The sequence below is a fragment of the Treponema putidum genome, from assembly GCF_000755145.1.
GTDB classification, from domain to species: domain Bacteria; phylum Spirochaetota; class Spirochaetia; order Treponematales; family Treponemataceae; genus Treponema_B; species Treponema_B putidum.
Window position 1 is genome coordinate 1,997,114 of sequence record NZ_CP009228.1, and the last position, 26,802, is coordinate 2,023,915.

Consider the following 26,802-nt stretch of genomic DNA (forward strand, 5'->3'; position numbering starts at 1 on the left):
CTTTGCAGTGTTTAAAATAAGCATTATTAGACTCTTGCAGAACTTTAAAAAATGGTTTAAAATCGGATTATATTTAAATATTGTGTTTTTAATTAAGGAGAATTTTATGGAAAAAGTTAGTGTAAAGGTTCCGCCTCCGCCAAAACAAATTCTGATTTTGGATTTATTTACCAATATTGGCTGGATTGCAGGCAATTTTGCTACCTCTATATTTGTTGGAAATTCCGTTAATTTGAGTTCCATTGTTACTTCAAAGACTTTTATAATAGGAATTCTTATTGCAATTTTAAGCCCCTTTGTGAAACAAAAGATTTTTTTTCCTTCAATTATAGATTGGGAAAAAAATCCTGAAAGAGCAAAAAAAAATATATTGATGTATGAAACCTTTTTATTGGTGATTCCCTTACTTTTTGCCTGTATCGTACCTATTATTTCTTTGGAAATTGGAATTATAGACGAAATGGGGCTTTTTTTATCGTCTCTTTTCAGTACCGTAGGAAATATACTTTTGCTTGGAACTATATTTTCTTCAAGCACTATCCGAGCTTTTGAGAAATGGGTTTCCTTTATTCCCGTAGAAGAAAAGTATTTATCCTTTTCTATGATAAAAAAAATTACTATTGCGACTATTACTTGTATTATAGCCGTCATTCTTCTTGTTCTAGCTCCTATAGTCAGATTCCAAAATCAAAATATTCATATCCGGCTTATAAATTCCGTTTTGCCCTTGTTTATTTACGGACTGATTTTGTCTGTTTTGAGTCTGGGCATTATAGTAAAATCTATTGAAGTTCGAATTTTTTTGATTCAAAGAATAGTAAAAGATTTGGCTGATGGAAATTATAAACGTGAGCCTGTTGCAAGCTGGAATAGGGATGAAATAGCTGTTTTGCTTGTTGATATAGGGAAACTTTTAAGCTTCAATAAGAAGTTTTTTACAGAGCTTAATGAAAGTGTTAACCTTTCAGGCGAAACAGCTGAATTTCTTTCAACTAACATGGATAAGACTTCAGTTGCAGTTAGCAAGATTACCGATAATATCTTGTCAGCCAAAAATCATATTCAAACTCAATCTTCCGGTGTTTTAAAAATGCAGGAGACTTTAAAACAAATGGATGCTGGTATAGAAAGTTTAGGAAAGAATATTGAAAGTCAATCAGCTGCAGTTACGCAGTCGGTTGCAACCATAGAAGAAATGGTTTCAAATATCCAGTCTGTAACAAAAACTGTAAAAGATAATGTAGAGTCCATCGAAAAATTAAATGCTTCTGCAGATTCGGGTAACCAAGCAGTCGTGACGGCACATACGATAGCTAAAAATATTACCGATGATTCAGACGGCCTTTTAGAAGCGTCCAGCGTTATTCAGCATATTGCAAGTCAAACAAATTTGCTTGCGATGAATGCAGCTATTGAGGCAGCCCATGCAGGAGAATCGGGAAAGGGCTTTGCCGTAGTTGCAGATGAAATTCGCAAACTTGCAGAGGAGTCCAGCGTTCAAGGTAAAACAATTACCGCCGTATTAAATAACTTAAAAGCTAAAATTGAAGGGCTGAATTCTGCTGCTGAAACAACAGAAATTCAATTTGCAGAAATAATGAAAATTCTTTCAACGGTAAATAACGGCAGTACTTCCATAATGCATGCTATGACAGAGCAAAGTTCGGGAAGTAGCCAGGTTTTAGATGCTATAAAAGAAATAAGCGATATAACTTACGATGTAAAAAACGGATCCTTGGAAATACTTAAAGGCAATACCGAGGTCAGCAAAGAAATTTCAAAACTGGTGGAAATTTCACATATGATAGACCACAGTATGAGCAGCATTGGAAGTGATACAAGTCAAATAAATGAAATAGTAAGTCAGGTAAGTGCAATAAGCGGAAAGAACAAAGATGCTGTTGCTAAGGTTATGAAGTACTTGTCAGAGCTAAGTTTTTAGGTTTGTTAAATCCAGCTTGAATAAACCTTTGGCCGCCCTCCTAAAGTTTTCAGGAAGGGGGGCGGTAATCTCCTTTGGTAATTTATCCGAAAATGATTCTTTAAAGGTTAGCTTATAGGCGTGTAGAAAATATGTAATTTTTTTCGGCAAATTTTCCGAAAATACTTTTTGCTGCTTTGATCCGTATTTTTTGTCGTTTAAAAGAGGGGTGCCGAATTGGGAGCATTGTATTCTTATTTGATGCTTTCTTCCGGTTATAAGATTAAAAAGCACAAGGCTTAAATTTTCTTTTTTTGAAAATTCAAGAACTCTTATAAGGCAAAGGCATTCTTTTCCGTCAATTCGGCTTTTAAATTCGTTTAAAGCCGGCTTTCCCTCGGTTATTCCTATGTATAATTTATCTATCTTTCCTTCTTGCATGGCCTTTGAAAAATCTTGGGCGCCTTTTAAACTTTGGGAAAAGGCTAGAATCCCGCTTGTATCCTTATCCAGTCTATGAAGTGCTCCTGTTTTAAAGGAAAGACTTTTTTCTTTTGGAGGAAAATATTTCGAAACAGCTTCACAAAGGCTTTTTTCCCCATGCACAAGCTCTCCTGCTTTTTTATTTATAAAGAGTAAGTCATCGGTTTTTAATAAGACATCAGGTTTTGAAACTAAAAAATTCGTATGAGACTCGCCGCCTGAGCCGGTTAAAGCAAATAGGCTCAAATCCATTTCAATTTTATCGCCTTTTTGGGTTAAATAGGCTCCTTTTTCTTTTTTACCGTTTACCCTTATTTTGCCTTTGCGTATTGCCGAGTATATGAGTGAAAGGGATGCCTTTTCTAAAAATTTCCGTATTACGCGGTCCAATCGCCTGCCTGAATCATCTTCATCTATATAAAAAATTTTATTTTCTTTACTCATTTTTACATTATATACCATTTATAGACTTGACAAAAGAGCTATTTTGTAGAGAATTAGTGATATGTTGGAAACAATGTATAAAATGCAATGGACACTATTTTTTTCCAGTCCGATTTTTTTGTCTGCTATAACAAGCTGGATGGTATGCCAGGTTATAAAGACTATTTTTGCATTATTTAATGCCTCAATAAAAACCCCAATTGATTTTATAGAGCTGGTGCTTTGGAAAACAGGCGGAATGCCTTCAAGCCATTCTGCTCTTGTAGCTTCGTTAACGGTAAGTATAGGTATAAGGCAGGGCTTTGACTCGGATTTATTTATTTTTGCCTGTTTTATGGCTCTGATAGTTATAAGGGATGCTGTGGGCGTAAGGAGATCCAGCGGTTTACAAGCCAAGGCATTAAACGACCTCGGTGCAAAGTTTGCCGAAAAAAACAAAGAATATGATTTTAAGGCTGTAAGAGAAATTCAAGGTCATAAGCCGATTGAAGCTGTTGCAGGAATAATTCTGGGTATTATTACTTCAATTTTATTTGCTTATTTTGGATAAAAGTTATGAATAAGCCTAAAAAATACATATTCGGCATTGATATTGTAGCAGGTTTTTTATTGATTTTCTCTTTTTTCTTGATAATTTTCATTCCGATGAATTCAAAATCTACATTGTGGAAGGACTACCGTATTCTGTTTTTACCTATGGAGGCCGATGAACCTGCAATTTTACAGGCTGCCGAAGAAAGCGGAATCACAGGCATTATTTCCTCTCAAACAATAGAAAGCCGTTTTACCGATTTTGAAGAAAAAGGCTATACCGGTTTTCCCTTTACCGATAAGGAAAGATATGCTCAGTGGTTTATCAATGACCAAGAAAATATCAGATATATGTATATTCCTTCAGAAAAATATATAACTAAGACTTTCTTTAGATTTTTAAAACAAAATACCGAATTTTTTTATATAGAAAACAACTCTCCATTTTCAATATTTCAGTTTGGAACTGCTTTAATATTTTTTATTTTATCTTTTTTTTACACAAGCCGAAAAAAAACTTACCTTACTGCAGCCCTCCCTTTTGTTATTTATGCGGGCTTTCAAAAAGGAATCTTGGCCCTTTCATCTTCTATTTTAATTATGTATACAATCGCATTTTGGATAGAAGCTATAGGTTCTTCTTTAAAATTTACAAGGGAGCAGCTTTTATCCAGAATAAAAAAGAATCCTCTTTTAGTCTTTTTTCCTTTTGTTGCTCTAATAATTGCAAAATTCAACAGTAATATTTCTTTGGTTCTTTTTGCCTTTGCTTTGTCGGTTTCAGCTTCTATGACCTATATTATTGAAAGGTTAAGCTTTTTTATTGAAGAGCGGATAGATACACAAAAAATTCATAAAACAATACGGGCCTATGTAATGAATCCCGAATCTGTTGCAAAATTTTGGCATACAAGGCATCTGTTGATTGTCTCTTCTTGTGCAGTGCTTTTTATCGGTTTTTCGGCCTTATTTTTATACTTTAGTTTTAATAAAACCTTAAAGGCCTATAAAAATATACTATATTTACCGGTGCCTGAATCCTCTGTTGGAATTTCGGGCTTCTCAAAAAAAGCCTTTGATGAATTAAAAAATATCCGCACAGGAGATGAATTGCCTGATCTGGGAAACCTTATTTCGGATGTGTGGAATGCTAAGGTTATTCCATTTACACGGGTTGATCTTTCTCCACAAGAAAAAGATAGGGTGAGTTTTAACGATTTTTCTGTAGATGAAAAAGGGGTAGTTACCGAGCAAACCGGTCTTGTATTTAGTCTTGATGATGAGTTTATAAAGAGTGTTATATCTTTTAGGGCGAGTCCATCCATCGAGGATTTGCTTTACAGTCAGGGAAGGTTTATTACCGCTTCTTATGCGCCTAAAAAATTCCCTCTTAACCGCTATAATAGTGCGGCGTTGCTTGTTGCCCTTGTTTCTGCTATAATGCCTTTAATGATTATATTACTGCGAGTGTTTGAAAAATGACTGAATTTTTAAGATTTAAGCGAGGTAAAGAGATTTTAGAATATCCTAAAATTTCAGCCTTATTTGAAGGAAATGCGTTTTTACCCCAAAGGGCTTTTATCCCCATAGCTTTTGACTCTAAAAAGCCGCCCGAGACTATTGTAATGAGGGGTGAAACTGTAAAGGAAGGTCAGATCATAGCACGCACTGAAAAGCCTTTTTCGATCGGCATATATTCTTCCATTCCCGGAATCGTGTATGACTTTGTTGATTTTACCCTCCCTGACGGAAAACATATTCATACAGCGGCCGTAAAACTGGAAGGATCTTTTGATATTTTAGGCCGTCCGTCGGCCGATTACCCATGGAGAACTTCTTCTTATTCTGAAATCATCAGAGCAATAGATTATTCGGGAATTTTAAATACGGCTGAGATTTCACCGGTACCTCTTGCTTACCGGATAAGAAATGCTTTGAAAAAGGGCGGGGCTGATATCTACATCAGCCTCTTTGATAAGGACCCTTCTTCGGGAGTTGATTCAATTCTGTTTGACAATTTTTTTGAAGAAGTTGCTGAGGGATTGGGCATAGCGGCAAAAGTGCTTAACGCAGCTTCGCTGACCTGTATTCATAAGTTAGTTAAAAGCGATCTTTATAAGCTGGAAAAAATTTCTGAAGTCTGTGAACCTTTTTGTAAGGTGAAATTTATAAATGCTTCAAATTATTATCCACTTGTTCAAAATAATTATTTTGAAAATAAGGAAAATACTTTTTTAATCGATATACCTACAGCTATATATACATATGAGGTTGTAAGGACAAATAATCCTATCACCTCAGTTTATATTCTTGTAACGGGCAAGGCTATCAATGAGCCCAAAGTTCTAAAAGTTAAAATCGGTACTCCTATAGGAAATCTTATAGAAGAATGCGGAGGCTTTAAGACAATGCCCGCACAGATTATATTGAATGGCCTTATTGGCGGTATTCCTGTAGACAGTTTGGATATTCCTGTAACAAGCACTTTGAAATCCATTCATATACCCGGAAAGGACAATATAAAAAAATATTCTACCGATGATTGCATAAATTGCGGTCTATGTTTTAGTTCTTGCCCTCTTTATTTGGAACCTAAAAAAATTGTGACGGCTATTGAAAGGTCTGCCTTAAATGAAGATATCCTAAAACAAATAGAGATTTGCAGCGGCTGTGCTTGTTGCTCTGCTTGCTGTCCGTCACGCATTCCCCTATGCTCTATTATTTTAGAGATGTCAAAAAAAATTAAAAAAGGAAGTTCTATATGAAACCTTATTCAAATATGTCTTTGACGGCGGCTCCCTTTGTTTATACACGGCTGCCGGTTTTTAAAATAAATATTGCAGTTCTTTCCCTTTTGGGTATCCAAATTTTAATTCTTGCAATAAGTGCGGATTTTTATGCTCTTTTAAATCTTATAAGTGCCGTTTTGGGTGTCATATTTGTAGAAAATTTGCTTAGGTACTTAGCTCTCTCTAAATTAAGTTTCTCCCTCGAAATGATACTTTCAGGTCTCTTGATAGGCTTTTTTATGCCTACAAGTATAGGGTTTATTTTTGTTTTTATTTTAAGCGCTTTTTCGGTATTTATTGTCAAAACAGTTTTCGGCGGTACGGGGCATAATTGGATAAATCCCGTTGCCTTTGCCGTATGTATGGCATATATTTCCCGTCCCGAAGCCTTCCCGGCTATAATTTCAAATTTTTCATTTTTAAGTGAAAAGGGCTCTTTTTTTGCCGTTATGGAAGCAAACGGGCTTTTAAAACTTAAAACCGATTTTGCCGTTACATCGGCTCTTAACTCTCTTTTATTACATAGTGTAGGTGTAACCCTGCCTGAAGGCTATATAAGCCTTTTTGTAAATTCTACATCTTCCATACCGGCTTTCCGGTACAATATAATTACACTGATTTCATCAATAATATTATTTTCTATAAAAGCTGCCGATTATATTCTTCCGGCAGTTTTTTTGGTAACCTATGCTTTTTTAGTTTGGGCATTAGGTATGGTTCCTGTTTCAAATATTTATTTTACAGGGGATATACTTTCGGCTGTTTTAACGGGAGGTATTTTATTTGCAGCCTTTTTTGTTATGACGGAACCGGCGTCTTCTCCCAAAACCAAATATGGAAAGGCTATGAGCGGCTTTTTTACAGGGCTTTTTGCATTTTTTATATGCGCTCAGGGCTCTTCTCCGGCAGGCATTTTCTTTGCTATAATTCTCAGTAATATTATTTCTCCACTTATCGAAAAACTTGAGATAAAAATACAGGCTAAAAACAGGAGGCGTTATGAATAATCCCAATAAGGAAAAAATAAAAAAATATGCCCTGCTTTTTTCTTTTTTTATTGCAGCCGGTTTCGTATTATGGGGAAGCGGCTATATCATCTCAGGCCTTAAACAAGATGCTTATTTACAGGAAGCCGATTATATTCTAAAAAATTCTCCGCTTTGTTTGGAATATAGTAATACCGAATTTATAAAAGCTTTAAACCCTTCATCTTTGAACATGAATTTTTGTAATGCTGTTTTTGAAGTAAAGGTAAAAGAAAAAAAAGGTTATGCTGCCTTTTTAAATATGAGCGGAAAATACGGAATGTATCAAGGCATGTTTTTGTATCTTGTGGAAGAAAATGTAAGTCGATGCTTTTTTTGCGGTTTGGGAGGAGGCATCGCCGATAAAGCGGCGATCTATTACGGAATAACGCCACTGATTATCGGTATTTCCGAAAAAAAATTAGAAGCTGCTTTTGAGCAAGTTGTAATAAAAAATAAGGAGGAAAAATAAATGGCCGCAGATAAAAAATTAACGGTTTTTCTTTTTGGCCTATGCCCCATAATTCCTGCTGCCTCAAATTTTGCATACGGAATTATTTTAGCTGTTTCATTGTGGATTATCTTTTTTTTAGGGCTTTTAGGAAATTATGCGGGCAAGCTGATTGATATAAACCGTTTCAGTTCTGTGTTTGTAAGTATCTTTATGATTACGGGCACGGTTCTATTTAATACTTTGCTGGAAGGTATTTTACCGATAATATACGGCCCTATTCAGATATATACTTATATATTAACATTTTCGTACATTATCTTTTTGGGCTTAAAACAGTATTATGAAGAGTCCGAATCCTTGGATGTACCTATATGGTATTCAGTATTGATTTTACTTGTATCGGCGTTAAGGGAATTTTTTGCTTTCGGTTCAATTTCTTTTCCCGTTTCATCGGGTTTTTTCTCGCTTCGCCTGCCTTATTTTGCATCCCATCCTCCTTTCCGCTTTTTAGGGACGACGGCCGGAGCCTTTATTATTCTTGGGCTTATAATTTGGATTTATTTTTCCGTTACAAAAGAATTACCTATTATTAGGATGGGAGAGCAAGAATGAGTTTTATTATATTTTATACCTTTGTATCTTCGATAGTTTTTGTATATGGCATAGGATTGGACTGCCTCTATGTTTATCTTGAAAGCCCTAAAAAAATATACTTATTTTTTATTAAAAATATTATTAGCTTATACATATCTGTCAGTTTAATTTGGGCATTATGCCATTATGTTTTAAATCCCTTAGGACTTCATTTTTTACTTCCTATCTTGGCTGTAAGTTTTTTAGAATTTTTGAATTTGCTTGTTAAACTTGTCTATCCTAAATTTAGTGTTTCAAAACCTGAAGAAAAAATTTTTAGCTGGGGGCTCGTATTTTTTTGTCTTTACCAAGCCTCTACATATCAAGAGGGTCTTGCTCTGATTGTTGCAGGTTTTTTAAGTCTTTTTGTGTTCTTGTTTATCTTAAATGCAATAAAACAAAAGGTTGAAAGTAATGAATTTTTTAGCGAATGGAAAAAAGCTTCTCTTTTTTTGATAAGCATGGGACTTATGATATCGGCCTTTTATCTTACCGATTTATCGCCGTTTTTTAATTTTTAACTGATAACGAAAAATAGGCAGGATTGACAAGGCTAAAGTTATAATTTATAATCGTAACATTCTAAAAGTGTAAAGAGGTTTTTGTGGAAAAAAACAGTAAAAAAAAGTTGGAGATATGTTTTGCCGTTCATGCAGACTATAACATAATTGATGAGCTTTCAAGAGAAGACTATACTCAAGAATACAAGGATTTTTTTTCAAATTTATATGCTTCTTCTTCAATTCCCTTTACCTTAGTCTTCAGCGGAAGATTCTTGGAGTGGATACAACGCAAAAATTCTCCTTTTTTTGATGTTATTTATGAGATGCACAATAGAAAACAAATCGAAATTTTAGGTAATGCCTTTTATGAGCCTTTTATTTCGATGATTCCCTCATCGGACCTGATAGGTCAAATAGAGTATATGACGGATACTTTGCGCAAACATTCTTACAAGAGGCCCCGTGGAATGTATCTTCCTTATTTTGCATGGCATCCTAATATTATTTCCAATTTACAAAAATGCGGAATGGAGTATTGCTTACTGGATTTCCGTTTTTTTATTAAAGCCGGTTTAAATGCCTTTGCTCCTGTTTGTATGGAAGACGGAGGAAAAATATTATTCGGTATTCCTTCCACTTATGAATTCGAGAACACTAACTTAGAACCTGCTGCCTTTTATGATTTTTTATGCAATTATGCAAGCGTAGTTACCGAGACGAGCGTTGTAGTATTTTTGTCGAGGGAAACTGCCGTCCGCTTTTTAGATAAATCAAAAGGAAAGAAATCATGGATGGAAGAGTTTTTTGAGCGTGTTTCTTATCCCGATTCGGTTATTTCGTTAAATCATGCCGGCCAAATCCTTAAAAATAAAAGGATATATCAAAAAGGTTTTATATCTTCAAATGTAATATTTTCAAATCAGCTTGCAAATACATCGGTTAAACAGCTTTTGTACAATAAACCTAATGTTTACTCTATGTATTCAAAAATGATATATGTTCATAGTCTGGTAAACCAAGTTAGAGGCGATAAGGCCCGTAAAAATAATTCTTTATTGGACTTGTGGAAGGCCGAAAGCGGTATACTTTTTAATTTGGATTATAAACATATAAAATATAACAGAGATTTGAGGCATTATTGTTATCGTAATTTACTTTTAGCGGAAAAACAAACAAGAATTCCCGGTATTTTTGCGGATTCTTTGACCAGTTTGGATTTTGATCTGGACGGTGTTAAAGAGTTTATATCGCAAAGAGAATACCTTAATATGTATGTTCATGCCTTGGGAGGGAAAATTTTTGAGCTGGATGTATTTTCAGCATATAAAAACTATGCAGATATTTGCTCTGAAGAGACAGGCTTGTTTATAGATCATCTTATATCCTCGGATGAACTTGAGATAATTAAAAACGGCGATTTTAAATCGGCGGTTGCCAAGCCTGTTTTTTCCGAAAATCTTTATCAAGATGTAAGATTCGACAGGCTTAAATTTGAGCTTTTAATGAAAACCGAAGGCAGTTTCCGCAGTTTTAATCAGCTGGCCTCTTTGCGTAAACAATACAGCTTTAATGATCAGGGCGTACAGGTTCAATATATTCTAAAAAATGAAAGTCCTTTTAATCTTTCCGCTTATTTTATGGTTGAGATAGACTTAGCCGTAAGCCGCATCGAAAGAAAGGCTCCTTCAGTTTCGGTTTATGCCGATGATCAAAAATATGAAGCCTCTCAGATAAAAAATATTTTTTCAAAGGTGTCTTGGATTCAAATTGAAGAACCTGAAGGAAAAACCGTATTTACTATAGAATCCAATGAGGCCGCTGAGCTTATTATCTTACCTATATACGAAAAAATTTCTGAGGCAAAAAATCCTATAATGGGTTTACGGAATTTGTTTTATTGGAAAGTAGATTTAAACTCAGGCTTTGAAACGGAAAAACTTCTTTTCTTCAAAGTAGATGCAAAAAAAACCGCAAAAGAAAAATAAAGCCTTCCCCTCTTGACCGCAAGGCTTTACTTACGTAAACTGTAAATATGAGACGAGTTTTGCCTTATATGTTTTACATATCAGGGTTGGTAATCGAAATAATCAAAGTTCTCTTGTTTACATATATTGAAAAGGAACAGCCGTGGCCTTTAAGCATTGTTGACTGGGCCTGTTTTGCATTCTTATGTATACCTGCCGTGTTTTTCCTTTTATTACTTCATGATGAAAAAGAATTTCATCTGCTTTTAAGAATGATAGCTTTTATTAAATTTTTATCGATAATTGCATCATGGTTCTTTTTGATAAAAACTGCAAGCTTTGTAAGCCTAACGGATTGGACGGCTGATATGTTTGTTTTACAGACACGGGTAACAAGGTGGTTTTTGTATATTGATACTGTAATATTGATTTTATGCTTAAAAAGGGAGAGGTCTTTATGCAAATAATTCCTATTGCCAGCGGAAAGGGCGGTGTAGGCAAAAGTCTTATAGCGGCAAACCTTGCAATTGCCTTAGGGCAGGCCGGAAAAAAAGTCGTTTTGGCCGACCTTGATTTGGGAGCTTCAAACCTTCACCTAGTTTTAGGTATTCAAGGCCGTAAAAACGGTATAGGTACTTTTTTAACAAAGGCAGCCGAATTTAAAGATATAATAATTGAAACCGAATATGAAAATGTGAGGTTTATTCCGGGGGATTCCGAAATTCCGGGTTTTGCAGCTTTAAAAATATATCAGCGTAATTCTTTGGTAAAAGAACTCTTAAAGATGGAAGCCGATTTTTTGATCTTAGATTTAGGAGCCGGAACTCATTTGGGTATTTTAGACTTTTTTTTACTGTCGCCTAAGGGAATAATTATAACATCGCCTTCAGTTACCTCAACTCTTGATGCCTATGTTTTTTTAAAAAATATAGTGTTTAGGATGATGTGTTCTTCATTTCCTGCAAAATCTAAGGGCGGAGCTTTTTTTGAAAAACTTAAAAATGATGTTCCCGGTATGCAGCGTCTTTATATCCCGACAATAACACAAGAGTTAATGAGCCTTGATCCCGAAAATACTAAAAAATTTTTAAGTAAGTTTTCTCATTTTAAGCCTCGTATTATAATGAATATGATGGATGACCCGAATGATGCGGAAAAAGCCGTGAAGATACGCCGTTCTGCAAAGCAGTATCTAAATATAGATCTTGAGCATCTGGGGATAATATATACTGATGCAGTTCAGGATAAGGCCCTTGCTTCAAGGCTTCCCGTTATAAAGTACAAACCTCAGTCCATGATTTCACAGGCTATGTATAGAATAGCGGATAAACTTATTCAGTCTGAAGCCGAAAATTATAGTGGACAAGACTTTCAAGAGTTTTCGGATTATTCCTTTATGTCGGCGGAAGCTGAGGCTGAAACCGATTTTAAGTCAAAAATGGAATATTTGGATGACCTGATAGGAGGCGAGGTGCTGTCTTCGGGTGAAATGAGTGAAATTATAAAATCTCAACAGTTTGAAATAAATGCGCTTAGGAACGAAAATTTACTGTTAAAAACAAAAATAGCAAAGGCTCTTAAGCAGGGCTTTAAAGTATAGGAAAAAAGTATATGGAAAAGGCATGGACATTAAAGAAAAATAACAGCGGAAAGTGGATTTTAACCTTTACGGAGCTCCTTGAACCTGAAAATTGTCCTTCAGCTGACGATATTTATCTTGAGGCAAAAAGGAACGGAATAAAAAGCTCATCCCTTGTCAGCAAAAAGACTATAGAAGATTATTTAAAAAAACATTCCGGTTCGGGGATAGAGCCTGTTCCTTTGCCTCTTGAACTTGACCCCAACTTTGACGCAAGGATTACGACAAATACAGATAAAACCGAGGCTTACCTTTATGTAAGGAAAGGTGCCGATTCTTCTAATGAAGTAGATATGGCAACCATAAGCAGACTTATCCGGAGAAGTAATATTGCAAATATTGATACTGAAAAAATAAAAGAAAGCTTAAATGAATTTATAAATTCTCAAGAGATGGAATTATCGATACGGATTGCCGAAGGTACTCCTCCCAAAAGAGGCCCCGATAAAAAACTTATAACTCATTTTGAGCAGATACCGGATCATGAAGTACAGCGTCTTGCTGACAGATTAAAAAGACCGGATTTACGTACTGCCGATGTCGAAAACCCTACAGTAGACCAAGATTATCCTCTTTCCGAGGCCGAAACCCTTACAGTTGTCGAAAAAGGAGATCTTATTTACGAGGTTGAAGATGCCGGATTAGGAGAAGCCGGAGTCGATGTTTACGGACAAGCCATTCCGGGACTTCCCGGTAATGATCCCTTTTTCTTGGATTTAAGAAACATAGTACAAAATCATTCCGAGCTTCGTGCCGGAGTAACAGGCCTTCTTTTAATTGCAAACACTGAGCGGGGGTTAAAGATACGCATAGTTCCGTACAGGGATGCAAAGGTAAGAGCAGTTATAAGCCGTGATAAAATGGAAGCTTCTCTTATTTTGCAGCCGGGTCTTGGTGCAGGAGAAAGACTTTCAGTAATAGGCGTAAAAACCGCATTAAATGAAGTCAACCTTCTTGACTCAATTTCAGATGATAGGATAAATGAGATTATAGAATCTGCAAGAAAGGTAAACGATGAATGTGAGTTTGTAATATTAAGCGGAACACCTCCGATCGCCCCCGGCTCCTATAAACTTGAATGGGCTGTAAATTTTACTGAGGAGCTTAGCACTACAACAATAGAAAAAGACGCTCTAATATTGACAGCCCGTCTTTCGCCTAAGGGCGAAAAAGGTAAAAATGTCTTCGGTGAACCTATTGATCCTAAAAATGCCGAACCTTCGGATATACCTGCTAATGATGAAACCATAAAAGTTACCGAAGAAAAACATGTAATTAAGTTTTTTGCAGCCGAAGCGGGAGAGCTTTCTTTCTTTAATAATACTCTGTCTGTTTCATCTCTTAAAACAATTCAAAACGATATAGATGAAAAATTCGGAGATATCAACTTTCCGGGAAATCTTATTATTACAGGTGATATCAAAGATGATGTAAAGGTAAAATCAAAGGGAGACTTGACCATAACCGGCACAGTTGAAAAGGCTCTTATCTATTCTGAAGCTTCTCTTACACTAAACGGAGGAATAAACGGAAAGGGCAGGGGAACCGTTTGGGCTAAAGACAAAACAAACCTTCAATATGCAGAAAATGCAAGAGTTTTTTCCGGAGGAGATATAAGTATAGCTTCTTATTGTTTTAAGTGCCTGGTAAAAACAAACGGCGCCGTTCATTTGACAGGCAGTCCCGGCGTCTTGCTTGGAGGAAGTATTCACGCTGCAAAGGGAGTATCGGTTCATGACTTGGGTGCCGAAAAAACAATAAGAACAATTATTTCGTTCGGGCAGGATTATTTAATAAAAGATGAAATTGAAGTCCGTGAAAAAGAAATAGAAGCCAATAATGCCGAGCTGGCAAAAATCGAAAAAGACTTGCAGGATAATCCTCCTGATATTGACGCTCTAAGGCAAAAAAAAGTTAAACTTTTAAAAAGAAACAGTGCTCTTACGGTGCGTATATTTAATTTAAAAGAAAATTTTGAATTTCATATTCCTTCAAAAATTAAGGTTACCGGTTCCGTTTATCCCGGAGTCGTCCTTGAAAGCCATGGACGCTATTTTGAAGTTATGGAAACTCATCATAATGTATTCTTTGACTTCGATGAAAAAACCGGACAAATTATATGTTCGCCTATCAAAGAAGTTGAATTATAATAGAGGTTGGCGATGCTTTTAGCTATACAATACCCTTCATGGCTTCATCCTGAAATTATTCCGGGGCTGCCTTTTTTACGCTGGTACGGTCTTATGTATCTTGTCGCCTTTGGAATAGCCTATTTTTTGTTTTCTTATCAGGTAAAGCACGGTGAATTTGAAAGATATTCCGGCAGCCAGAAGGCTATGACACAGGATGATATTGCAAATCTTTTTATCTGGGGAATTTTGGGCCTTATTTTAGGCGCACGAATTTTCGGCACCCTTGTCTATAATCCCGAAACCTACTTAAAAGCCCCTTGGCTTATTTTTTGGCCATTTGCAAGGGATGGGGCCGGAAAACTAAACTTTACCGGTTTTCAGGGAATGTCCTATCATGGAGGTTTTATAGGCGGTTTTTTGGGTGTAGTTCTTTGGGCAAAAAGATATAAATTTAAATTTACGGCAGTTGCAGACCTTATGGCTGTTTCGATTCCCTTAGGTTATACCTTCGGCCGTCTAGGTAACTTTGCAAACGGAGAGCTTTACGGCCGCATAACAACTAGTAAAATAGGGATGATTTTTCCTCAAACTCCTATTTCGGACCGGTTTTATTTGGCCGAAAGCTGGGTAAGGGATTTTGCAGAAAAAGCAGGTCTTGCCGTGCAAGAAGGGGCTGCTATGATAAATTTGCCCCGCCATCCCAGCCAGCTCTATGAGGCTTTTTTTGAAGGAATTGTTCTTTGGCTGATTTTATGGCTCATTCGCAAAAAAAAGCCGTTTGACGGTTTTTTGGCTTGTGTTTATACGCTGGGCTACGGTTTTTTTAGATTTTTTATCGAATACTTCCGCCAGCCCGATGCAAATAAGGGTTATCCTATATCGTTGGGATCCGGAGCGGCTAATATTTATGTTTATGAATCGTGGACAAATATATCTACGGGACAAATCCTATGCGCTTTAATGATTCTAGGTTCTATCGCCGCGATGTTCATTCTTTATTTACAAGAAAAAAAATTAAAAGAAAAAAAGGAAAATAGATGGATAAAAAAGGCTTTAACTTTTGTATTGAAGAGCTGGGCTTTTACCGTGTTGCAGTTTCTTCTCCTGGAATTTCCCTTGCAGACATAGAAGAAAATGTAAATCTTCATCTTCAAGAAATTAAAAGAGCGGAAAAAGACGGAGTGAACCTGCTCCTTTTCCCCCAACTTTCGATTACCGGAGCTTCTTTAGGTTCTGTTTTTAAGCAGTCGCTTTTGATCGAAAAAGCTCTTGATGCGGTAAAACTATTAGCCGAAAAAACTAAACAATTTTCTATTTTATCCGTTGTAGGTCTTCCATTTTTGTATAAACAGAATCTTTACACTTGTTCGGCGGTAATCGAAAGCGGAAAACTTATAGCCCTTTTACCCCATCTTCCTTCTAAATTTTTAAGTTCTATTTTTTCAGATTTTGAAGAAAAACCTTGCCTGATTCGGCTTTTCGGGGGAAATATCCCCTTTGGAAAAGAGTTTAAATTTATTGTAAGCCATAAGAATTCTTCCGGTTGTAATACGGATTTTTCATTTTCTTTTGATTTTTCTTCTTTTGCAGACCTTATTTTAAATCCTCTTGCAGAGCCTTCAAAACCTCTTGGATCTTCTGCTATGAGGCTGGAGTATAAGGCTCTTTCAGCCGCAAAAAAATCGGCCATTGCGTTTGCAAACTGCGGCATAGGGGAGTCCGTTTCGGATTATATTTTTGCAGGAGAATGCGGTATCTTTGAAAACGGAAAAGAACTCAAGTTTACTAACATTTTAGAAAAGCCTCTTTTTAAAAAACAGTCTGTTACTCCAAAAGAAGAGCTTTACATCTCTTCCGACATTGATACGGAATTTTTGAAGGGTCAAAAATTAGATTCAAGGTTTTTACAAAATTCTGATTCCGATTGGGAAATTGCAATAGAAAAAGAACGCTCCGACACCAAAAAGACTTTAAATTATCATGTACAAAAAAATCCTTTTTTACCCGATTGCGATAAAATTCATAAAAAGTTTATCTATAAGAATTTCTTTTCGGAGCTTATTTTTTTTCAAAGCTCAGCCCTTGCAAGGCGCCTTCAGTTTATAGGATGCTCAAAATGCGTTGTCGGTATTTCAGGCGGCTTAGATTCTTCTTTAGCTCTTCTTGTATCTGCCTATGCTCTTAAACTTTTAAATGCTGGCCTTAAAAACATCTATGCCCTTACTATGCCTGGCTTCGGCACTACCGAAAAAACAAAGAATAATGCCTTATCTCTGGCCAATCTTTTAGGCTGTACCGTTTTGGAAATCCCTATAGAAAAAGTGATGGTGCAGCACTTTTCAGACATAGGACAGGATATCGATAATCATGATATTGCTTATGAAAATGCTCAAGCCCGTGAGAGGACTCAAATTTTGATGGATAAGGCAAATCAAATCGGCGGTATTATGGTAGGTTCGGGAGACCTGTCTGAGGCAGCCCTAGGCTGGATGACATACGGGGGGGATCAGATGTCAATGTACGAGGTCAACTCTTCAATTCCAAAGACCCTCCTAAAGGACTGTATACTTGCCTTTGCCGATAATAAGGTCTTCTTTGAAGATGAAAAGAAAAATGCCGATTTTTATGATATTCTATTAAGCATTATAGATACTCCTGTAAGTCCTGAACTTCTTCCGCCTAAAAACGGAAAAATATCTCAAAAAACCGAAGATATAATCGGCCCTTATGAGCTTCACGATTTTTTTCTTTATCATGCAATCGGGAACGGTTTTTCACCTAAAAAGGTATATTTTCTTGCAAGTGAGGCCTTTAAGGATTCACGATATTCCAAGGCCGAAATTTTAAAATGGCTGAATATTTTTTATAAGCGTTTTTTCTCTCAACAGTTTAAAAGGTCATGCAGTCCGGAGGGTGCCTCGGTTACGGGCTTTTCTCTTTCTCCCCGAGGACAGTGGCTTATGCCGTCAGAAATATCGGTAAAAATATGGCAAAGAGAGCTTGAATTTTTACTTAAAATTATGTAACATTATTCACATGCTTACAGCGTTTTTGAACTGGATAGGTAACTATATAACCTATTTTCCTCTTGTGGCTTTTATAGGTCTGCTTCTAGGCGGGTTAAATATACCTATTTCAGAAGATGTTCTTGTTGCAATGTCAGCTCTTCTTTCTCAAGGAGAAAAGGCTTCCATTCCCCATTTTTTGTCAGCTCTTTATGCAGGAGCAATTATAAGTGACTGTATGGTCTACTTTTGGGGGCGGCTTATTGCCAAAGGAACCATATCTATCCGGCTTTTTTCAAAGATTATCACAAAAAAAAACACCTACCGCCTTTTAAAGGCTCTTCAAAAACACGGGATTTTTACCTACATTGTTTGCCGCTTTATCCCTTTCGGTGTAAGGAATGCCGTTTCAATGACTAGCGGCTTTGTAAAATATCCTTTTTATAAATTTTTAATTTATGACTCAATCGCTGCAATATGTAACATTACCGTCTTGTACAGCCTTGTTTATTTTTTCGGCAGTAAGGGAGGAGATTTTATGAAGATATTCGGAATAGTCATGTTTGTCCTTTTTTTGGCCGCCGGTGCTTATCTTGTAACTTCGGGGAAGCTTTTTAAATTTGCCGACAAAAAACTTGAAAAAGAAAAAAAATAACACCTTTTTTACTTTGATTTAGCTTATTCTTTCTATAAGTGAAATCAATATGATTAATATTTTAAAATATATCGGATTGGCATTGCAAAATATATGTGGTTAATATTCAAAAATATATAGGACTGGCATTGCAAAATATATAGGATTGGTATATAATTTATTTACTAGGAATTTTATATGATAAAGGTTCAAAATTATATTCCACGTGCTGTAGATGATAAAATAGATTTATATTTGACTCTTTTTGGAGCTGTCTGCATAGAAGGGCCTAAATGGTGCGGTAAAACATGGTCATCAGCCTATCACAGTAAAAGCTCTTTTTACCTAGGTTCACCTCAAGGCTCTTTTCAAAATCGAAAAATGGCCGAGATGACACCTGATATTGTCCTTTTGGGTGAAACACCCCGTCTTATAGATGAATGGCAGGATGTTCCTCTTTTATGGGATGCTGTACGCTTTGAAGTGGATAAGAGGGGCAAAAAAGGTCAATTTATCCTTACCGGTTCGGCCACACCTAATCATAAAGGAATTTTGCACAGCGGTGCAGGGCGGATAGGCAGATTGAGGATGAGACCTATGTCCTTGTATGAGTCAAAGGATTCTACAGGGGAGGTTTCGCTAAAGGCTATTTGTGAGGGAGCGTCTTGTTATTCTCCGATAAAAGAAGTCAGCCTGCTTGATATTATAAATTTAATAATCAGAGGCGGTTGGCCTGCAAATGTAGGTCATAGTGCTAAAAATTCATCAAAAACGGCAGCAGAATATCTCCATGCTATTTTGTCAGATGATGTATTTAGGATTGACGGTATAAAAAGAGATGCATCAAAAATGAAGCTCCTTCTTAAATCCCTTGCCCGCAATGAAAGCAGTACGGCATCGAACCGCACCCTTAAAAACGATATCAGCTCAATAGATTACGAAGATATTGATATAGAAACTACCGCAACTTATCTTAATATCTTTGATCGTCTTTTTTTAACCGATAATCAATTACCTTTCTCTCATAATATGAGGTCTTCCGTGCGTATCAAACAAATGGAAAAAAGACATCTTGCAGACCCGTCTTTGGCTTGTGCCTTACTTGGGGCCGGAGAAAAAACTCTTTTATCTGATTTATCAACATTGGGTTTCTTGTTTGAGGCTCTATGCGAAAGAGACCTAAAGGTGTATGCCGATACCTTTGATGCATCGGTTTATCATTATCAAGATTATAAAAATCGGGAAATAGATGCAGTTATCGAAATGAAAGACGGTTCTTGGGCTGCATTTGAAATTAAACTTGGGACAAATCAAATAGATGAGGCAGCCGCAAATCTTATTAAGGTAAGGGATAGTTTAAAATCTGAGGGGGCCGGCTATCCTAAGCTTATGGGTGTTATATGCGGCTTAGCAAATGCCGCTTACTGCCGTAAAGACGGGGTGTTTGTAATTCCGATAACTTCGTTAAAGTGGTAAAAGGTCTTTCCAATTTAGACACTTGCTTCCAATTTGGAAGCCGCCTCTGCCCAGCTTTCCGAAAGTTCTTCAGCCCTTGTTCTTAGTTCTTCTATTTTTTTCTGAACAGCCTTGCTTTTTTCTCCGTTGGAATAAACTTCAGGTTGAGCTAAGATAGCTTCCTTTTCGGCTATTTCTTTTTCGCATTTTTCTATTTCGTTTAAAAGCCTTTCTTCTTCTTTTTCTAATTTTCTTCTTTCCGAGCGGAGCCGTTTTTGGTCTTCATATGAAAGCTGTGCCGATCCTTGCGGCTTTGAGCTTATTGCAGAGATATCCGAAATATTTCCTGATTTTGAGGCGGCAGGTTTATTCGGTTTTAGACTAACCTTATCTTCAGCCTCTTCTTGTTCGAGTCTGTAAAGATAATAATCATAGGTTCCCGGAAAATTCCTTATCCTTGAAGGTCCTAAGCCCTCTTCATCAGCCTTGAGCTCCAATACTCTTGTTGCAAGGCCCTGTATAAAGCCCTTATCGTGCGATACAAATACTACGGTTCCGTCAAAGCGTTTTAGGGCATCCAAAAGCACATCCTTTGAGTGCAGGTCTAAGTGGTTTGTAGGCTCATCCAAGATTAAAAGGTTTAACGGCTTTAAAAGAAGAAGGAGTAGGGCAAGTCTCGATTTTTCACCTCCCGATAAGACCGAAAGGCTTTTATAAATGTCATCTCCTCGGAATAAAAAGGCTGCAAGCATATCATAAAGTTTTGGAACAAGATCGGTAGGAGCCGAGCGCTCAAGGAGGCTGATGATGCTTTCGCTTCCCGTAATGGTTTCGGATTCGTCTTGAGAAAAATAGCCCATCCTCACACCGGCTCCTTCCTTTAAGTTACCCGTAAAGTTTTTATCCTCCCCTGCAAGAATACGCAAAAGGGTTGATTTTCCTGCACCGTTTTTTCCTGCCAACACAAGGCGTTCTCCTTTTTCGACGGTTAAATCCAAATTTTCGATTACCCTGTGAAGACCGCCGGTTTGGCCAAGGGATGGGCTTACAGCCGGGCTGTAAGCCCTGCTTCCAGCAATGTTATAGGCCTTGCTTATTCCTTCTGCCTGCAAGACTATTTTCCCCGAATGGGGGGCAGGAGGAAAACTGAAGCGTATTTTTTTTAGGTGCTCGGGAAGCTCTATCTTTTCCATTTTTTCGAGCCGCCTTATTCTGTCCTGCACCAAGGCTGCCCTGCTTTCGGTATACCTGAATTTACGGATAAAGTCTTCGGTTTTTGCTATTTCTTCCTGCTGCTGCTCATAGGCCTTTATAAGGCCTTCAACTTCAATAGTTCTTATTCTTTCATAATCGCTGTAGGTTCCCTTATATTTTTTTAAGTTTCCCTTAAAAAGCTCGTAAGTTTCGGTTACCGTTTGATCTAAAAAGTAGCGGTCATGGCTTACAAGTAAAAAGCCTCCCTTAAATTTTTTAAGCCAAAGCTCTAACCAAGATCGGGCTTCGATATCAAGGTAGTTTGTGGGTTCATCAAGAACAATTATGTCGGCATTTTGTAAAAGAACCTTTGCAAGAGCTATACGCATTTGCCAGCCCCCTGAAAATTCGTCCGTATTCTTATTAAAATCGGAAGAAGAAAAGCCTAAGCCGCGTAAGGTTTCGTCGATAAGTCCTTTTTTTGAATTCCAGCCTGAATTTTCAAGTCTTGTCTGCAAGGTGTGATAATCGTTTGCCAAGGCGAGGAGTTTTTGTTCATCCTTTTCTGTTTTCATTTTTTCGCCTATAGCGTCCATGGCCTTGATAATATCATAGCCGTAAGCAAAGGCCATTTCGGCTTCTTCCGCCAAGGTTTTTCCCTTATGGACAATGCCGGATTGAGGAAGATAAGCTATTGATGTATCTTTTTCTGATGCTATACCCCCTGAATCGGCTTTTATCTGACCTGCAACAATCTTCATTAAGGTAGATTTACCGCAGCCGTTTGCTCCCGTAAGGGCAGCCTTTGTTCCTGCTGTTAAAATGAGGGTTATGTCTTTTAAAATATCCCTGTCCCCAAAGGCAAGGGAAATTTTCGAAAGTTGAACAAAAGGCATAGCATTATTTTGCTGCAAAAAATAAAATCACAGGGTTCAAACTTCGGCGCATCACGATATTATCATTTATCCCTGAAGATTCCACCGCTTCAAGACGGAGTCCCTTTGAGGAAATACTGTACATAAATACAACAGGGTCTGCCGTTTTTTCAAATTTAAAACTTAAAACACCATCATAGTCGGATGAAAGTTTTTTATCCAAAAAATATTTTAAGCTTACTTTTCCCGAAGAACCCGCTCCCGAAGGTATAATTGAAGGGGTTATAAGGGTATACCCGCTCCAGATAAATTGCCCGTCAGACAGTATTTTTAAAGAACCGAAATTCTCCGATGTAAATTCGGATGAAGTTTTGGCTATTTTCTCTATTGCAGCCTCTCTTCTTTTTAGCTCATTATTGATTATATCTTCAGGTGAAGCATTTAGGGTGATAAAGTTTTCCAGCCTATGTTTTCCGCTGTCATCGGAGAACTCAAGGCTAATGATATCCTTACCCCTTATCTGCATCGAAAGGTTAGAGCCTTCAAAAAGATATTTGTTTCCTACTTTGATAACCTGAGTATATGGAAAAGAAAGCCTTGTGTTTTGAAGCTCTATTCTTGCAATACCTGAGCGTAAGCCGGGGAAAAAGCCCCAAGTAAGGCTCATTTTATCAAGATCAACTTGTCTGCTATTTATCATTTTTCTGTAATTTTCAGGGTACCAGAATTCATTTAAAACAGCCTCGAGCTCTTCATCTTTTTCTTGGGCTAAATTTATGCTTTCGGAGGAGCCTCTTTCCCGCTCATCATAGATATCAAGATTATATGAAAAACACCAGCCTCTTACACCGTCCTCGGTTATAACTTCATACCATTGGCCGTCCATAGGTTTCCCGCCTTTTAGAACAGGAATTCCTTCCCCGAACCATAGAATCTTTACAACTTGTCCTAATCTTAAGCGGTAAACCTGATTTGAGGTGTTGTCAGGGTTTGACCGCATCGGAAGGCCGTCTAATTTAACCCTTGCATAAGCATGTTTATGCTCGGCTAATCTTGCCTGAAACCTAGCTGCATCTTTTTTTGATTCAAAAAAGGTAAGCTGTGAAAGAGGAATTTCTACCCTCACTGTAGTTTTTTCGTTTAGGCCTACAATGTAAACTCTTTCAATATTTGATTTTACATAAACCGGTATTATATCTCCTGCAGCAAGGTTATATTCGGGGATTGACCAGTTTAATACACCGTAACCTAGATTTTTTGAACAGGAGATAAAAAAAATAGTTGATAGTGCAATAAAAACAAGCATTTTCCATTTTCGAAAAAAATTATTCATGCAAATACCTCAAAATATTTCTTAAAATATTTTTTTATAGAACGTAATCGACCCCGGCCTTCCACATATCAAGACAAAGCCTTGTGCGTTCTTTTTCTTCTTCCGAATCCCTTTCTCTTATGACTACATTGTTTTCGGGATGGGGCATAAGGCCAAGCACATTTCCCTTAGCATTGCATATACCGGCTATGTCAGCAAGAGATCCGTTAGGATTAAAAGGATATTCTCCTTTTGCCGGAATACCCTTATCGGCTTCCTTCCCTCCGTAAACTAAAGCAACCTGTCCTTTTTCAAACAACTCATCGAGAGTTTTTTGAGAATCCGTTAAAAACCGACCTTCGCCGTGGGCTATGGGGCAGCATATATTCCCTTTTAAATCTTTTGTCCAAATACAGTTTGATTTTTGAGGAATCATAGTTGTAAAACGGCATTCAAATCTTCCCTGTTTATTGTAGGTTAGGGTGGCCAGCCTGTTTTTATAGCCGTCCTTATCTAAAACTATCTTTCCGTCTTTTTCTTTTCCTGGCAAAATACCTGATTTTACCAATACTTGAAAACCGTTACAAATGCCTATAACGGGTTTTCCTGCCGATACGAATTCGCTTACCTCATCAAAAAAGTAATTGCTTAAATCGAGGGCAAAGAGTTTACCTGCCCCTAAAGCATCTGCATAAGAAAAGCCGCCGGGAATTACAAGAATTGCATAGTCTTTCCAATTTTTTTGCTTTGATTTAAGCTTATTTATATGTACAATCTCAGGTTCGGCACCTGCAAGTTCCAATGCCCTTGCCGCATCCCCGTCTCTGTTGGTACCTGTTGCATGTAATACTAAGGCTTTAGGTCTTATCATTATTCTTCCTCACTGTATTTGCATAAAAATAAATTTTTAATTTTATAAAAGTTTGAAGAGTCCAAAGGAGACTTTGCTCTATCGTCTGCCTTTAATTCGATATCAAATGAAAAATTAGTAGGGTCAAAGCCTTCTTTTTCAGCCTTTAGGACAAAAATAAATTTTTGGACATCTCCTGCATTTTTTTGCGGGAATTGCTCTTGGACAAAATGTATAAGCACCTGGGGTTTTGTCCGATATTGTATAGGGATTATCCCAAAGAATACTCATCTGGGGTACTAATTCTCCATTCATTTTAAGGCTTATTGTAACATTTTCCATAGGTTTAAAATTGCTTCCGTTTAAAATATTTCCGGTTATTGCCGGAAAGTTAAAAACAGGTGTGTTTTCGGTTTCAAATACGGGTTCACTGTCATGAGGCCTTTTTGTAGAAAGAACTCGATGCATGCCTTCAACTACCAAACTCGTAATATCTGCCATAATCTGTATTTTTTCCGTTTTTTCAAATTGTAAAAAGTGAGCCAGTCCTCTTCCCGATTTTATGTAGCGGGGTTTTAGCCTATTGAGTACATAGCACATGGTGTCAACTCTGCATTGCATACAACTGCATGTAAGCCAGCTTTCTTTTTTTTCTTCGGCTTCGTCAAATAGTTTGTTGACCTCATCATATACCAAGTCTTCCATAACATTATGAATGATCATAAAACTCTCCTTTAAGATTAGCTCATCGCTTTGTCAAAACAGCTAACCTATTTTACCCTATATTTAAAAAATCGGCAAGATTGTTTGCTTAAGATTTATGACTTTTTTATAAATTTTATCCGAAACGGCTATTCTTATTTTTCTTAAAGAAGGAACAAGGGTTTTGATAAATTCTTTTGAAAAAACCGTAGAACTTTCACTGAATATCTTTTTTTCATCCGCTATAAAAAGATCCGATTCAAAAGAAATACGCTCAGGTATATCTATAATGATGTCTTCACTTCCTGTTCGGGTTCCCGTTTTATTTGAAAAATATTCGGCTAAGGTTTCTTCTGCTGCCCGCCGTTTATATAAATCTTCCAATTCTTTATGCTTCGGATTCTCAGCTTGAAAGGCTTCCTCGTATATGATGCGGTATATTTTACCAAGTCTTAAATCTTCAGCCGTTTTTTTTTCGGGATAGTTATTTTTTTCCAAAAGTCTGAAAATACCCTCATCATCTTGATGATAAAGATCTTCAGGGCAAAATTTTCCCCTTTCCATTCCGGTAAATATAGCTTTTTTCATCATTGCGGTTGCTATACGCACATCTTTATGCCAGTAAACCGACTTATACATAAGATATTTAGAAAATAAGATACTTTCAACACTTATAATGGCTTTTGATTCTAGTTTTATTCCGTTTTTTTTATCGGGAATCAGCTGTGAAAGAATAAAATCCGTATCCTGAATTCCGTAAGGAACTCCGCAATAAAAAGCATCCCTGTTAAGATAATCCAGTTTATCCGGGTCTAGGACACCCGATAAAATTTTTTGAAAAAATAAGGTCTCGGCATCTTTTTTCCCTTTTCCTGTAATAATGGATGCTGTTTGTTCAGGGTCGGCTCCTGTTTTTGCCGCTGCAGAACGCAGAGGTTCTTTTAAAATCAGCTCTCCCGTCAGCTCCTCATGTTCTTTTAGGTTTAATTCTTTGAGGGAATGAGTAAAAGGAAAGTGTCCAAGGTCATGGAGAAGGGCTGCCGCCAAAAATGACATTGCTCCCTGCTGTGAAACCCAAGTATCAGCTCCTTTTTTTAAAAGAATATTAAGCATTTTTAAGGCTGTATTATAGACTCCGATACTGTGGGATGCCCTTGTGTGGCTGGCACCTGGATAAACAAGCTCGGTAGGCCCCAGCTGTTTTATATTATATAGCCGTAAAAATGGCTCTGCTTTAGTTATATCGTATAATTCATCGCTCATCCATATATGCTTCCATATCGGATCTCGAACGGCTTTTGAAAAATTACTTAATTCGGTCATAAAGTAATTGATATTCTAACATAAATCTGTTATAATGTCGATAACTGGGATTTTATATTTAAAAACCCCTGTAGAAACGGATTGAATTTGCCGATACTGATGGTGTACTTATTTTGCAAAAAATATTGTTTTAGGTTTGACAAATAATGTTTTTTACAATATAATACAACACAGAGTTTGAAACGAAACAAAAGGAGTTATACATGAAACATGGCGGTTTAGTTTTTGCGGGCATTGCTTTGATGTTGTTGTTCGCATTTGCACCTTTAACGGCGCAGCAAGGTTCGATTAATTATCAAACTTATATGGTCGATACATTTGATGATCCTGACGGTCAAGATTGGGCATATCAAGCAGTCGGCAGTAAATTTGTTACTGAAGGATATCCTGTTTTAAAGTATATTGACGGAATGCCGCATTCGGTTAGAGTAATGCAGGAAGATCCCGAAAAGGCTAAATTTCTTGGAATGCAAGTTAAATTTAACCGTAAAGGTGATAATTGGGTAGATATTATTCCGACAAAAAAAGGCGATAAAGGTGTAGAAGCCTATGAAATTCCCTTTAAAGGACATATTCATCGATTGGATATGTGGGTTTGGGGGGCAGGATATTATTATTATATAGAAATCCTCGTCCGTGACTGTGAGGGAAGAATACACGCATTACCTTTAGGTTATGTTAACTTTAAAGGTTGGCAGAATATGCATGTTACGGTACCGACTAATATTCCTCAAGCTTCAAGATATCTCGGAAATAAAAATAAGTTGGCTTTTGTCGCTTTTAGAATCAGAACATCGCCCACTGAAAGAGTAGATGACTTTAAAATTTATTTTGATCAATTTAAGGCTTTAACTGATGTATTTGTTGATTCATTTGACGGCTATGAATTGAGTGAAATCGATTTTGAACAAAAGACTGAATAGAACGGAGGTTA

The 26,802-nt window shown here is 36.9% G+C and carries 22 protein-coding genes and 1 pseudogene; 17 read left to right on the forward strand and 6 right to left on the reverse strand.

Annotated elements, in window-relative coordinates:
* The first annotated feature begins 106 nt into the window (after positions 1-106).
* On the forward strand, positions 107-1,942 hold the full coding sequence (locus JO40_RS09090; protein WP_044979058.1) for a methyl-accepting chemotaxis protein: 1,836 nt from the start codon (positions 107-109) through the stop codon (positions 1,940-1,942).
* Here JO40_RS09090 and JO40_RS09095 read toward each other — a convergent pair.
* Positions 1,931-2,848, reverse strand: coding sequence for an RluA family pseudouridine synthase (locus JO40_RS09095; protein WP_044979781.1), 918 nt, complete (start codon positions 2,846-2,848; stop codon positions 1,931-1,933). The two genes, JO40_RS09090 and JO40_RS09095, sit on opposite strands and share 12 nt — an antisense overlap.
* 61 nt (positions 2,849-2,909) lie before the next feature.
* Between JO40_RS09095 and JO40_RS09100 the strand changes: the two genes are divergently transcribed.
* The 15 genes and pseudogenes from JO40_RS09100 (at position 2,910) to JO40_RS09170 (ending at position 19,633) form a co-directional block, all read left to right on the forward strand.
* Entirely contained in the window at positions 2,910-3,398 is a 489-nt protein-coding gene (locus tag JO40_RS09100) for a divergent PAP2 family protein (protein ID WP_044979059.1), read from the forward strand.
* 5 nt (positions 3,399-3,403) lie between these two features.
* Entirely contained in the window at positions 3,404-4,861 is a 1,458-nt protein-coding gene (locus tag JO40_RS09105) for a hypothetical protein (protein ID WP_044979060.1), read from the forward strand.
* On the forward strand, positions 4,858-6,144 hold the full coding sequence (locus JO40_RS09110) for an SLBB domain-containing protein (RefSeq protein WP_044979061.1): 1,287 nt from the start codon (positions 4,858-4,860) through the stop codon (positions 6,142-6,144). Before JO40_RS09105 ends, JO40_RS09110 begins: the two co-directional genes overlap by 4 nt.
* Positions 6,141-7,175: an RnfABCDGE type electron transport complex subunit D gene (locus JO40_RS09115; protein WP_044979062.1), complete on the forward strand. Its 1,035-nt coding sequence runs from the start codon at positions 6,141-6,143 to the stop codon at positions 7,173-7,175. Before JO40_RS09110 ends, JO40_RS09115 begins: the two co-directional genes overlap by 4 nt.
* Positions 7,168-7,665 (forward strand): hypothetical protein, encoded by a 498-nt coding sequence (locus JO40_RS09120; protein WP_044979063.1) that lies wholly within the window; start codon positions 7,168-7,170, stop codon positions 7,663-7,665. The genes JO40_RS09115 and JO40_RS09120 overlap by 8 nt, the downstream gene beginning before the upstream one ends.
* A complete protein-coding gene (locus JO40_RS09125) occupies positions 7,666-8,259 on the forward strand; it encodes a hypothetical protein (protein WP_044979064.1) in 594 nt (197 codons plus the stop codon). It begins immediately after the preceding gene.
* Positions 8,256-8,801, forward strand: coding sequence for a hypothetical protein (locus tag JO40_RS09130; protein WP_044979065.1), 546 nt, complete (start codon positions 8,256-8,258; stop codon positions 8,799-8,801). The genes JO40_RS09125 and JO40_RS09130 overlap by 4 nt, the downstream gene beginning before the upstream one ends.
* Before the next feature lie 83 nt (positions 8,802-8,884).
* On the forward strand, positions 8,885-10,768 hold the full coding sequence (locus JO40_RS09135) for an alpha-amylase/4-alpha-glucanotransferase domain-containing protein (protein WP_044979066.1): 1,884 nt from the start codon (positions 8,885-8,887) through the stop codon (positions 10,766-10,768).
* A gap of 47 nt (positions 10,769-10,815) precedes the next feature.
* Positions 10,816-11,214, forward strand: coding sequence for a hypothetical protein (locus JO40_RS09140; RefSeq protein ID WP_044979067.1), 399 nt, complete (start codon positions 10,816-10,818; stop codon positions 11,212-11,214).
* A complete protein-coding gene (locus JO40_RS09145) occupies positions 11,205-12,347 on the forward strand; it encodes a nucleotide-binding protein (RefSeq protein ID WP_044979068.1) in 1,143 nt (380 codons plus the stop codon). Before JO40_RS09140 ends, JO40_RS09145 begins: the two co-directional genes overlap by 10 nt.
* 11 nt (positions 12,348-12,358) lie before the next feature.
* Positions 12,359-14,536 (forward strand): FapA family protein, encoded by a 2,178-nt coding sequence (locus JO40_RS09150; RefSeq protein WP_044979069.1) that lies wholly within the window; start codon positions 12,359-12,361, stop codon positions 14,534-14,536.
* A gap of 12 nt (positions 14,537-14,548) precedes the next feature.
* Positions 14,549-15,550: pseudogene (gene lgt, locus JO40_RS09155) on the forward strand (prolipoprotein diacylglyceryl transferase); the annotation flags it as partial.
* A gap of 5 nt (positions 15,551-15,555) precedes the next feature.
* On the forward strand, positions 15,556-17,544 hold the full coding sequence (locus JO40_RS09160) for an NAD(+) synthase (RefSeq protein WP_044979070.1): 1,989 nt from the start codon (positions 15,556-15,558) through the stop codon (positions 17,542-17,544).
* A 10-nt stretch (positions 17,545-17,554) separates the two neighbouring features.
* Positions 17,555-18,178: a DedA family protein gene (locus JO40_RS09165; protein ID WP_044979783.1), complete on the forward strand. Its 624-nt coding sequence runs from the start codon at positions 17,555-17,557 to the stop codon at positions 18,176-18,178.
* Between the two features lie 177 nt (positions 18,179-18,355).
* Positions 18,356-19,633, forward strand: coding sequence for an ATP-binding protein (locus JO40_RS09170; RefSeq protein ID WP_044979071.1), 1,278 nt, complete (start codon positions 18,356-18,358; stop codon positions 19,631-19,633).
* A 14-nt stretch (positions 19,634-19,647) separates the two neighbouring features.
* Here JO40_RS09170 and JO40_RS09175 read toward each other — a convergent pair whose 3' ends face one another.
* From JO40_RS09175 to JO40_RS09195, 5 genes are all read right to left on the reverse strand, one after another.
* Positions 19,648-21,702: an ABC-F family ATP-binding cassette domain-containing protein gene (locus tag JO40_RS09175; RefSeq protein WP_044979784.1), complete on the reverse strand. Its 2,055-nt coding sequence runs from the start codon at positions 21,700-21,702 to the stop codon at positions 19,648-19,650.
* A gap of 4 nt (positions 21,703-21,706) precedes the next feature.
* Entirely contained in the window at positions 21,707-23,014 is a 1,308-nt protein-coding gene (locus tag JO40_RS09180; protein WP_044979072.1) for an SH3 domain-containing protein, read from the reverse strand.
* 34 nt (positions 23,015-23,048) lie between these two features.
* A complete protein-coding gene (gene purQ / locus JO40_RS09185) occupies positions 23,049-23,864 on the reverse strand; it encodes a phosphoribosylformylglycinamidine synthase I (protein WP_044979073.1) in 816 nt (271 codons plus the stop codon).
* 138 nt (positions 23,865-24,002) lie between these two features.
* A complete protein-coding gene (locus JO40_RS09190) occupies positions 24,003-24,566 on the reverse strand; it encodes a late competence development ComFB family protein (RefSeq protein WP_245608829.1) in 564 nt (187 codons plus the stop codon).
* Between the two features lie 63 nt (positions 24,567-24,629).
* Positions 24,630-25,868 (reverse strand): HD domain-containing protein, encoded by a 1,239-nt coding sequence (locus JO40_RS09195; RefSeq protein WP_044979074.1) that lies wholly within the window; start codon positions 25,866-25,868, stop codon positions 24,630-24,632.
* Positions 25,869-26,071: 203 nt separating this feature from the next.
* Here JO40_RS09195 and JO40_RS09200 point away from each other — a divergent pair, with 203 nt between their 5' ends.
* Positions 26,072-26,791 carry a flagellar filament outer layer protein FlaA gene (locus JO40_RS09200; protein WP_044979075.1) on the forward strand — a complete coding sequence of 240 codons (720 nt, stop codon included), beginning with the start codon at positions 26,072-26,074 and terminating at the stop codon, positions 26,789-26,791.
* The last annotated feature ends 11 nt before the right edge of the window (positions 26,792-26,802 follow it).

Excerpts from the sequence above, each read along its gene's own strand:
- JO40_RS09200 (WP_044979075.1), top strand. The coding sequence starts at position 26,072 with ATGAAACATGGCGGTTTAGTTTTTGCGGGCATTGCTTTGATGTTGTTG.
- JO40_RS09095 (WP_044979781.1), bottom strand. The coding sequence starts at position 2,848 with ATGAGTAAAGAAAATAAAATTTTTTATATAGATGAAGATGATTCAGGC.
- JO40_RS09140 (WP_044979067.1), top strand. The coding sequence starts at position 10,816 with ATGAGACGAGTTTTGCCTTATATGTTTTACATATCAGGGTTGGTAATC.
- JO40_RS09170 (WP_044979071.1), top strand. The coding sequence starts at position 18,356 with ATGATAAAGGTTCAAAATTATATTCCACGTGCTGTAGATGATAAAATA.
- JO40_RS09160 (WP_044979070.1), top strand. The coding sequence starts at position 15,556 with ATGGATAAAAAAGGCTTTAACTTTTGTATTGAAGAGCTGGGCTTTTAC.
- JO40_RS09090 (WP_044979058.1), top strand. The coding sequence starts at position 107 with ATGGAAAAAGTTAGTGTAAAGGTTCCGCCTCCGCCAAAACAAATTCTG.
- JO40_RS09105 (WP_044979060.1), top strand. The coding sequence starts at position 3,404 with ATGAATAAGCCTAAAAAATACATATTCGGCATTGATATTGTAGCAGGT.
- JO40_RS09145 (WP_044979068.1), top strand. The coding sequence starts at position 11,205 with ATGCAAATAATTCCTATTGCCAGCGGAAAGGGCGGTGTAGGCAAAAGT.
- JO40_RS09110 (WP_044979061.1), top strand. The coding sequence starts at position 4,858 with ATGACTGAATTTTTAAGATTTAAGCGAGGTAAAGAGATTTTAGAATAT.
- JO40_RS09150 (WP_044979069.1), top strand. The coding sequence starts at position 12,359 with ATGGAAAAGGCATGGACATTAAAGAAAAATAACAGCGGAAAGTGGATT.
- JO40_RS09130 (WP_044979065.1), top strand. The coding sequence starts at position 8,256 with ATGAGTTTTATTATATTTTATACCTTTGTATCTTCGATAGTTTTTGTA.
- JO40_RS09190 (WP_245608829.1), bottom strand. The coding sequence starts at position 24,566 with ATGATCATTCATAATGTTATGGAAGACTTGGTATATGATGAGGTCAAC.
- JO40_RS09115 (WP_044979062.1), top strand. The coding sequence starts at position 6,141 with ATGAAACCTTATTCAAATATGTCTTTGACGGCGGCTCCCTTTGTTTAT.
- JO40_RS09180 (WP_044979072.1), bottom strand. The coding sequence starts at position 23,014 with ATGAATAATTTTTTTCGAAAATGGAAAATGCTTGTTTTTATTGCACTA.
- JO40_RS09175 (WP_044979784.1), bottom strand. The coding sequence starts at position 21,702 with ATGCCTTTTGTTCAACTTTCGAAAATTTCCCTTGCCTTTGGGGACAGG.
- JO40_RS09125 (WP_044979064.1), top strand. The coding sequence starts at position 7,666 with ATGGCCGCAGATAAAAAATTAACGGTTTTTCTTTTTGGCCTATGCCCC.
- purQ (WP_044979073.1), bottom strand. The coding sequence starts at position 23,864 with ATGATAAGACCTAAAGCCTTAGTATTACATGCAACAGGTACCAACAGA.
- JO40_RS09120 (WP_044979063.1), top strand. The coding sequence starts at position 7,168 with ATGAATAATCCCAATAAGGAAAAAATAAAAAAATATGCCCTGCTTTTT.
- JO40_RS09100 (WP_044979059.1), top strand. The coding sequence starts at position 2,910 with ATGTTGGAAACAATGTATAAAATGCAATGGACACTATTTTTTTCCAGT.
- JO40_RS09195 (WP_044979074.1), bottom strand. The coding sequence starts at position 25,868 with ATGACCGAATTAAGTAATTTTTCAAAAGCCGTTCGAGATCCGATATGG.
- JO40_RS09165 (WP_044979783.1), top strand. The coding sequence starts at position 17,555 with ATGCTTACAGCGTTTTTGAACTGGATAGGTAACTATATAACCTATTTT.